4 protein-coding genes and 1 pseudogene are annotated in these 8,165 nt (G+C 30.6%); 2 read left to right on the top strand and 3 right to left on the bottom strand.

Annotated elements, in window-relative coordinates; all coding sequences use genetic code 11:
• The 3 genes from HMPREF3264_RS07365 to ylqF all read right to left on the bottom strand — a co-directional run.
• Positions 1-557, bottom strand: a 557-nt coding sequence (locus tag HMPREF3264_RS07365; protein ID WP_176746828.1) for an ATP-grasp domain-containing protein, incomplete at its 3' end; no start/stop codon positions are given.
• A gap of 107 nt (positions 558-664) precedes the next feature.
• On the bottom strand, positions 665-1,450 hold the full coding sequence (locus HMPREF3264_RS07370) for a ribonuclease HII (protein WP_070872740.1): 786 nt from the start codon (positions 1,448-1,450) through the stop codon (positions 665-667).
• Positions 1,434-2,318 (bottom strand): ribosome biogenesis GTPase YlqF, encoded by an 885-nt coding sequence (ylqF, locus tag HMPREF3264_RS07375; RefSeq protein WP_070872742.1) that lies wholly within the window; start codon positions 2,316-2,318, stop codon positions 1,434-1,436. The genes HMPREF3264_RS07370 and ylqF overlap by 17 nt, the downstream gene beginning before the upstream one ends.
• A gap of 276 nt (positions 2,319-2,594) precedes the next feature.
• Here ylqF and HMPREF3264_RS07380 point away from each other — a divergent pair.
• Together HMPREF3264_RS07380 and HMPREF3264_RS07385 are read left to right on the top strand one after the other, a co-directional pair.
• Positions 2,595-5,191 (top strand): annotated as a pseudogene (locus tag HMPREF3264_RS07380) (YfhO family protein).
• On the top strand, positions 5,184-7,793 hold the full coding sequence (locus HMPREF3264_RS07385) for a YfhO family protein (protein ID WP_070872744.1): 2,610 nt from the start codon (positions 5,184-5,186) through the stop codon (positions 7,791-7,793). The pseudogene HMPREF3264_RS07380 and the gene HMPREF3264_RS07385 overlap by 8 nt, the downstream one beginning before the upstream one ends.
• Positions 7,794-8,165: the final 372 nt, after the last annotated feature.

Raw genomic sequence — 8,165 nt, forward strand, 5'->3', positions numbered from 1 at the left:
TTGTATAGTGCTAGTAAGAATTTAGTTGCTTTACCAATAGATTCTTTAGGAATATTAATGTTGAAAGCAATACGACGTGCTTGATAAGGTGATAAACCTACAACTGGGTCGATTGTTTCTTTGAAGATTTTTTCAGGTGTGTTAGCTGCAACCTCTTCGATTTCAGTTCCACCTTCTTCAGATGCCATTAATGTAACTTTGTCTGTTGCACGATCAATTACAAAACCAACGTAATATTCTTTTTGAATATCGCAACCTTGTTCGATATATAAGCGTTTAACTTCTTTACCTTCAGGTCCTGTTTGGTGAGTAACTAATTGTTTCCCTAATAATTCGTTAGCGTAAGTTTCAACTTCAGATAGTGATTTAGCAATTTTTACACCGCCTGCTTTACCTCTACCCCCAGCGTGTATTTGTGCTTTAACCACATATACATCTGAATCTAATTCTTTCGCTTTTTCCACCGCTTCTTCAGCAGTGAATGCTACTCGTCCTTCTGGAACTGCTACGCCCATAGAACGAAATATTTCTTTACCTTGATACTCGTGGATATTCATCTTCCATCCTCCTGTTTCTTAGGTTAAGTTCCTTTTTAATTATAAAAAATGAAAGCGCTATTGTAAACTGAAAGACCATATTTTTTGCAATTAAATCAAAATTCAAATTATTTAAACAAAGATTTGATAGGTTCAAAGGATTTACGATGTTCATTTATTACACCATACGTGTCAATTGCTTCTAAATGTTGTTTTGTACCATAACCTACATTCTTCTCAAATCCATAATCTGGAAAATGGTTAGCCAATGCTTTCATGTAATCATCTTTCATGTAATCATCTCGATATTCTTTAGCCATAATGCTTGCTGCAGCAATTGAAACACTTTTAGCATCACCTTTAATTATTGACATTTGCGGTATGTCATTATCAAGTTTCATTGCATCAATAAGCAAATGCGTAGGTTGTTCATCTAATTGAGCGATTGCACGTTGCATTGCTACTTGAGTTGCTCGATAAATATTTAGTTCGTCAATCTCTTCTGAACTTGCAACCCCATATGCATAGCTTAAAACGCCAGCTTTCAAGTCATTGTTCAAAGCTGCACGTTGTTTTGCTGGCACCTTTTTCGAATCATTTAAACCTAAATAATGATGGTCTTTATTAAGAATTACAGCGCAGGCAACAACGGGACCAGCTAAAGGTCCTCGCCCCACTTCATCAATACCACAAATTAGCGCATTGCTATCATGATTTAAAATATTATTTTCATATTGAGTCATTTTTTTGTAATTTTCTTCAAGAGTTTGTTGTTTAATCAATTGCTTCTTGCGAGAATCTAAAGCTTTTTGTACACCTTTTCGGGAATCTTGATGTGCTGAATGTGCTTCTAATTCTTCTAAAGTATAAACTAAAGCAAGCTGTTCCTTTATTTCTTTAATTGTTTGAGTCATTGTCAACGTCACGCTTCATTTCTTTTAAAATATCGAAACAATAAGTTCCTATTTTAGCATTTCTCGTATCGTTAATAATTAATTCTATGACTGATTCATAGTCTACTTCATTCCCTTTTTGAAGAAGGCCTCTTCGACGTCCAATTGCATCGAACCATTCTAATATTTCCGCTTCTTTATCAACGTCAATATTATAATGTTGCTTTAACCCCTCTAAATCATGCTCGATCATAAAATTTAGACCGTAAATCGCAACTTCATCCAAATGAACAATACTATCTTTAATTGCACCCGTTAAACTTAGTTTCTTCCCAACTTCTTCATCTTCAAATTTAGGCCATAATATACCTGGAGTGTCTAAGAGTTGGAGAGATTTACCAACTTTAATCCATTGTTGTTGCTTTGTAACACCAGGCTTATTACCTGTTTGTGCAATACTACGATTTGCCAATTTATTAATAAGTGTTGATTTACCAACGTTTGGAATCCCTACTATCATTGCACGAATTGCACGGGGTTTAAGTCCTTTTTCTTTTTCACGATCAAATTTTTCTTTCGTAGCTTTAATCGCTTCTGCTTCTACATTTTTTAAATTTTTACCGTGTTTAGCGTCTACAGCAACAGGATAAAACTCTTGATCTTTAAAATAACTTTCCCATTTCTCTAATTCTTTCAAGTTAGTCATATCTTTTTTATTTAAAATTACCACTCTCGGTTTTTGTTTTATGACTTCATCAATCATAGGATTTCGTGAACTATATGGTATACGTGCATCTACTAATTCAAATACAACATCCACTTTTTTTAATTGTTCACTTACCTCTCTTTTAGCTTTCGCCATATGTCCTGGGTACCATTGAATTGCCATGTTTGTCACCTTACTTTCTAATTCTTCTTCAAATATGTAATTCATTTTAACTTAATAATTATACTTTAATTTCAACTCTCGAACCACTTTTAGTGTAACATGCGTTCTTCCCACTTTTTAAAATAAATTGCAATATCAATCAACCAAAATTTAAGGTTATGTTAAAAATGAAGAGTCTAAGATACAATCACTTTCATTCACTCAAACAATAACCTACAATTTAATTGAAGATTAAGAATAAATGTGTATTGGAAACATCGTATTTAGGAGAAAATAATGAAGAGAATTTTAAGCTATAGTATATTATTTATAATTTTATCTATTATTGGACATAGTTACATTATTTTCCGTTTTTATCATGACGGAATATTATCTACTGGACCCAATGATGGCATGGAACAAATGGTACCAATACAAATGTATCTGTTTAATCAATGGAGTCATGGTAATATATTTTATTCTACTAATTTTGGCTTAGGTGGAGACTTTTTTACGGACTTAAGCTATTATTTTTCAACAAATATTTTATTTATTATTAATGTTTTAGTCATTCTCTTCTTAAAATTATTTATATCCCTTGATACACACCAAATCATGTTTTGGATGAACAATGCACTAATAATATCTGTAATTAAAGGCGCAATCGCTATGTATTGTACTTATCTTTATGGGAAACATATCACTAAACATAAAGTTTTAAGTATCTTTATTGCGTTTATATTTGTCGTTTCACCGCTTTACTTTAGATTCTCAGCCTACTGGCCATTCTTTAGTGATGTATTTATTTGGCTGCCATTATTTTTATACGCTATAGAACGTGTATTACAACAACGTAAACAAGGATTATTAATAGTCACAATTACACTCATTCTCGTTAATAATTTCTATTTCGCTTATTACTTTTTTATTATTGGCACAGTTTATTCGTTTATTCGAATTATCTTTCGACATCCTAATGATATTTCAACGCGCACACAAACTTTTCGGGTGTTACTAATATCTGCACTGCTCGCTTTAGGCAATAGTTTGTTTATATTCTTTCATGGCGTTCAAAGTTTTATGAATAATAGACGCGTCTCTTTTTCAGGTCATGTTCCTTTATTTGAAAAATTAAATATAAACACAAATATATTTTTCGATAATTATCTTATCGTTATACTTTTCATAACAATTCAAGGGATTTTAACATTTAGATTATATAGACATTTCTATTATCGTTTGTTTGCAATTATAACAGTCATCCTTATCATTTTTACATTTATACCTTTTATTGACCAAGTGTTTAATGGTTTTTCAGCACCACAAAAAAGATGGCATTTTATTTTAGCTTTTACATCGTCCATCTTAGTTGGATTATTTATTAAATACTTTCGAACTGTCAGTATTAAATCATATATTCTAACAAGTTTGATATCTCAGTTTGTCATATATGTGAGCGCCTACTGCTATCATAAATATTTACCATGGTTAATTCTTGTTCCTATTGTTTCAATGATTGGATTGTTAATTTTACTTTTAAAGGAAAGAAAGGTACGCATTCAACTTACATACATTTATATGCTTTCTATTATCGCGTTAAGTATGATGGTGAGCTTTGTTTTCATTAAAAATCAAATTTACTTTGAAGACCATCAAAATCGCGCTAATACATTTTATGCAAATTCTAGTCTATATAGTTCTGAATTACAGAGGGCTTTAGTAAAAGAAATGAAAGATAATAAAAAAGAAGATGAACGTATAGATTGGCGCGTAAACGAACAAGATAATACACCTATGTATCAAAATTTCAAAGGATTGAGCCTTTACTCAAGTATATTTCACCATAATATTTTAGATTATTACTACGATAGTCTAAAAATTAACTTGGCTGAAGAATCGTTAAGTCGCTATCAATCAACAAATGGTAGACAAAATATTGATAGTTTATTCTCTATAAAATATCTTATGTTAAAAAATTACCAAAATAACGTGCCTAGTTATTTCAAAAAGATTAAAACGAGTAGACAGTACAATATTTATGAAAATCAACTCAATTTACCAAGTGTAAAAGTGACAAATCGTCTTTATAATAGTAAAAATCTTAAAACGCCTCTTGATCGTGAACATGCGATGCTTAAAGGTGCAGTCATTGATTCAAAAGGTGAAAACTTTAAATCTCACACGCCAAATTTACTAAATGATGCACATATAACAACTAAAAATATAACTAAAGTGAATCGCAGCACCATTAAAGTAAATCGTGAGATGGGTTCAATCAATATTCATTTGCCTAAAAAGCTTCGTAAACACTATAAAGATTTCTATTTAACTGCATATATTAAAAGAGGCAATCCAGATAGTAATTACACAGTAAATGTTAATCAATACTTGAATAATCGTCTTTATAATGATTCCGTTTATCGAATTGGTGTGGATACTCAACTTTATAGAACGCAACCTGACAAAAACGGCGATATTAATATTCAATTATCTCCTAAAGGGTCATTTAACTTTAAACTGTTAAATCTAACTGGTGAAAATTATGAAGCACTTAAACATGCCCATCATAAAGCAAATTTCGATATGAATTATAAGGACATTAAAAATGGCATCAAAGTCCAACTCGGCAATCATCCTAAAGGGCTAGCTACGATTAATATTCCTTACCGAGATGGTATGCGTGCATATATCGATATAAAGTAGATGTCAAAAAAGTAAATTATATGATGACTGGTGTTCCAGTAAATAAAAATGATAAAACAATTATCATTAAATACGAGCCATCGTTTTTGAAAATAATGATATTCATTTCATTTATAAGTATCATTTTTAGTATGATATATGTAAGAAAATCGAATTCACCAAAAAGAAAGATGAGGATTCGCCGTGATTAAAAAATTATGGGAAACACCAATAAAACGATTTTGTTCAATATTAATACTCAGTTGTATACTTTCTCTTATACTGTACCTACCATTTATTTATGAATATATAACTAAGGGCGTCATATTTAGTGGTAATGGTGATGGCTTTAGACAAATGATGCCCTTTCAAATGTATCTTTATGAACATTTCACTTCTCTTAAAGGCTTTTATGATGCATCTTTTGGTTTAGGTGGAGATTATGTTAAATCACTGGCATATTATTATTCCATGTCACCACTCATGTGGATTAATTTCGGATGTATTTGGGTGCTAGAACATTCATTACACCTTAATCCTCATGACATTAGTTTCTGGCCTACTAACCAACTCGTTATGGCATACATACGCACAGTTGTAGCACTTATTTTTAGTTTTTATTTATTTAATTATTTAAAATTCAAACCCACATCAATGTGTATTGCTACAATTTTGTATGGTATGTCCACTGTTATGACTTATTATAATTTTACATGGTCATTTTACGGCAACTTACTGATTATGTTACCTATGTCAATTTGGGCTATGGAACGTTTCTTTAAAGAACGCAAAATAGGATGGTTTATTTTTGCGATTGCATATACTCTATTTACCAACTTCTATTTTAGTTATTACGAAGCGGTCGTATTAGGTTTTTATTTCATTTATCGACTTATTGCAGTACATCCAAAAGATATTGTTAATCGTTGGCAGAAATTTTACATATTAGTTGTAGCTACTGTATTGAGTGTGTTAACAAGTATTTTTGGTTTATATACTGGCGTTTCTTCATTTTTAAATAATGATAGATCTCAGAATCCTAAATTTGGTATTACTTTTTTAACCAATTTATTTGAAAAAAATTACAATATATTTACTGATGGTTTCTACATCACCATTTCAATTATTACTATAATAGCTTTATTCGCATTTAAGTTATATCAACACTATTACTATAAACTCTTTGCAATAGCGACTTGGATCCTTTTAATCGGCTCTTTATCACAATGGTTTGATAGTGCTTTTAATGGCTTTTCATTACCGCAAAGACGATGGGTTTACTTTTTAGCATTATCATCTGGCGCTTTAATTGCACTTTTCATACAACATTTAAGTGAATTATCTATTAAAAAATATTTAATCATAGCCCTACCATTGTTTATTTATAGTTGCATTTACATAATTATTACTGAGCGTTCAGTCAACTGGATGTATATCGCACTAATTATAATGATACTTCTTGGATTATTAATTAAACGAAAATCTTTATTAAGGAGAAAATCTATTTCAATAATATTAGTGCTATTATTTTTAGCACAGCAAATTACCATGGTACATGATGCTAAAAAAATAACTATTGAACCTTATCAATCAGATTTTAAAACAATTAATGATTCATCATATAGAAGTAAAGTATTGAATCGTAAAATTAATCAAATGACAAAAAGTAGTCATGACCCTTTAAAAAGATTAGATTACTTTTCATATTATGCTTTGAATTCCCCGTTTATTTATCACTACAACGGAACATCTTTATATTCAAGCATTTTTGACGGAAGTATTTTAAATTATTACGATAACACGATGCAAATCAATATGCCTGCTGATAAAAACAGTACGTATCGTTATATAGGTAATCGAGCTAATTTAATGGCATTATGGGACGTACAAGATAGACTTAGACATCCTAATGATTTAAATATGCCTTTTGGCTTTAAAAAGAAAGTGCTTATCAAAGACGGGAAAGATCAATGGATTCATTCAAAGAATACAATTCATTATCCGAGCGCTCACATAACCAACAAAATTTATAATACTAAAGATTTAAAATCACCATTAGACAGAGAACAAGCCATGCTTGAAGGTGTGGTGTTCAATAATAATAAACGCGCAAATACGACGTTTAGTCCTAACAAAAATCTATTAAATGATGCTCAACTACAACTCAAAGATTCAAAATGGGAGAAGAAAAATCAACTAAACGTAAATAAAAATACTGGCGGCGTTCAACTTACATTACCTCAATCCTTAACTAAAAAATATAAAGACATGTATATCGAAATGGATGTTGAACTACTCACTCCTGATAAAGAACATAGTATCGGTGTAAATGAATATACACAAAATAGAAATGCACTTTCATATAAATATCGACGCTTCGTCACACCTGTAACAATGCGTGTTAAAGCTTCAGACAAACTTAACATTCATATGTCTAAAGGCATTTACAGATTTAAAGTTAAAGGTATTTATGGTGAAAATTATCAAACGCTTAGAAAGGCCTCACATGATTTAAAACGTGTTAAGGTGAAAAAAGAAAGAAATGGCTATACGATGACTAAAAATAAAAATGATAGTGGATATATCGTTCTTCCGATTGCTTACGCAAAAGGTATGAAAGCGAAAGCAGGAAATCAATCTATAACGGTAAAACAAGCGAACGGTATCATGACTGCTATTCCAGCTAAAGCTGGTCAATCAACAATAAGATTGACTTACACACCGCCACATTTTTATTTATTAATTATCTTAAGCGTAATTGGAATTCTATTAAGTATCATTTTTGCCCGAAAAATAAGGAAAAATAAAATTTAATAATTATGATTAACACTGCGTTGACTTAAGTACCGAAGCCAATTGACATGGACGTATGATGAATGTAGTAGATATACCAATAGTAAAATGAAACAGGAAGTGATTCTTTGAAAAAATATATTTTATTCGCATTTCCATTGGCTTTTGTGTGTCTGTACACAATATCTAAAGTAATTTGGGATAAAGGAATGATTGTAGACAACAATCCCATACACGCGATATATTTTTTGTTATTTTACTATATTGTTGCAGGATTTATTATATTAATTCTGTATTTAAGAGAAAAGTGATTTTCTTTTAGTGAATGTTAAATTGTAATAATTAAATATAAGTTGAAATCTTGGGGAGTGGGACAGAAATATAATTTAGCAA

Origin of the sequence: Staphylococcus sp. HMSC62A08 (genome assembly GCF_001839105.1) — a bacterium.
In the GTDB taxonomy this organism is placed as follows: Bacteria; Bacillota; Bacilli; order Staphylococcales; family Staphylococcaceae; genus Staphylococcus; species Staphylococcus caprae.

What these genes read in the sequence shown, in the direction of transcription:
- HMPREF3264_RS07370 (WP_070872740.1), bottom strand. Translation starts at nt 1,450, where the DNA reads ATGACTCAAACAATTAAAGAAATAAAGGAACAGCTTGCTTTAGTTTAT.
- ylqF (WP_070872742.1), bottom strand. Translation starts at nt 2,318, where the DNA reads ATGGCAATTCAATGGTACCCAGGACATATGGCGAAAGCTAAAAGAGAG.